Genomic DNA, 1,516 nt, shown 5'->3' on the forward strand with positions numbered 1-1,516 from the left:
CGAGGCTGCTGGCAAGCTGCCCGGTCTGCCTGCATGCCGGCTCGATCGTCGCGCCCGAATTGCTGCAGCACTGCGCGCCGGGAACAAAGCTGATCGACACCGCGCCGATGTCGCTCGACGAGATCGAGGCCGAGTATGTCGCGGCCCACAAATCGGGCCATGATGTCGCCCGCCTGCATTCCGGCGACCTGTCGGTGTGGAGCGCCGTCGCCGAGCAGATCCGCCGGCTGGAAAAGCATGGCATTCCCTACACGCTGACGCCGGGCGTCCCCTCCTTCGCCGCTGCCGCCGCCGCATTGCGCCGCGAACTGACCATTCCTGAAGTCGCGCAAAGCCTGGTGCTGACCCGCATCTCCGGACGCGCATCAAAAATGCCGCCCGGCGAAACGCTGGCCGGCTTCGGCCGCACCGGCGCCACGCTGGCCATTCATCTGGCCATCCACGCCATCGACCGCGTCGTTGCCGAGCTCACGCCGCATTATGGCGGGGATTGCCCGGTGGCGGTCGTCTTCCGCGCCTCCTGGCCGGACGAGCGTGTGCTGACCGGTACGCTGGCGACCATCGAGGCGCTGCTCGCCGCCGATCCGATGGAGCGCACGGCGATCATCTTCGTCGGCCGCTCGCTGGCAGCCGAAGGTTTTGGCGAGAGTTCATTGTACGACGCCCACTACCAGCGGCGTTTTCGCGGACGGGACGGATTGTGAGCGGCAGCACCAAAAATACCGGCGAAAACGCCACGCTCGAAAAAGCCTTGTCCCGGCTGAATTTCAAGCCGCGCCGGCTGGAATCGGGTCACGTCTGGCTGGCCGGCGCCGGCCCCGGCGACCCCGGCTGCCTGACGCTCGAAGTGTTGGCGGCGCTGGCCGACGCGGATGCACTGGTCTACGACGCGCTGGTCTCATCGGATGTCGTCGCCGTTGCCGAAAATGCCGAGCTTTTCTTTGCTGGCAAGCGCGGCGGCAAACCGTCGATGAAACAGGATGACATCACCGCCCTTTTGGTGCGGCTGGCGCGCGACGGCCGCCGCGTCGTCAGGCTGAAGGGCGGCGATCCCTATATTTTCGGCCGCGGCGGCGAAGAAGCCCTGGCGCTGGCGCATGAAAACATCCCGTTCCGCGTGCTGCCAGGCCTGACCTCGGGCCTCAGCGCTCTGGCCGCGACCGGCATCCCGGCCACCATGCGCGGCATCAACAAGGCGGTGATCCTGGCCACCGGCCACGCCGCCGGCACCGATGACGATCTCGACTGGGCGGCGATCGCCCGCACCGGCCAGCCTGTCGTCGTCTATATGGGCATGGCCAATCTGCCGCTGATATCAGCCGCCCTTCTCGATGGCGGGCTGGCGCCGTCGACACCGGCGGCCGTGATCGTCGCCGCAACGACGCCGCAGGAGCGGACCGTCGTCGCCACGCTCGCCACCATTGCCGAGGAAGCGGCGGCCGCCGGTCTCGCCTCGCCGGCGCTGATCGTCGTCGGCGGCATCGTCGCCATGCGTGCGGCACTGGCGGGACAAGCA

Annotated in this window: 2 protein-coding genes; both read left to right on the top strand. The window is 68.1% G+C overall.

The genetic code is table 11. The features are described from left to right. Positions 1 to 704: precorrin-4 C(11)-methyltransferase (gene cobM / locus EOC06_RS35065; RefSeq protein ID WP_128309963.1), on the top strand; the 704-nt coding region annotated here is incomplete at its 5' end. Further along, positions 701 to 1,516 (top strand): uroporphyrinogen-III C-methyltransferase (gene cobA / locus EOC06_RS35070; protein ID WP_128309964.1); only part of this gene is annotated, 816 nt, incomplete at its 3' end. The genes cobM and cobA, both read left to right, overlap by 4 nt.

The organism is Mesorhizobium sp. M7A.F.Ca.MR.362.00.0.0, assembly GCF_004023175.1.
GTDB lineage: Bacteria > Pseudomonadota > Alphaproteobacteria > Rhizobiales > Rhizobiaceae > Mesorhizobium.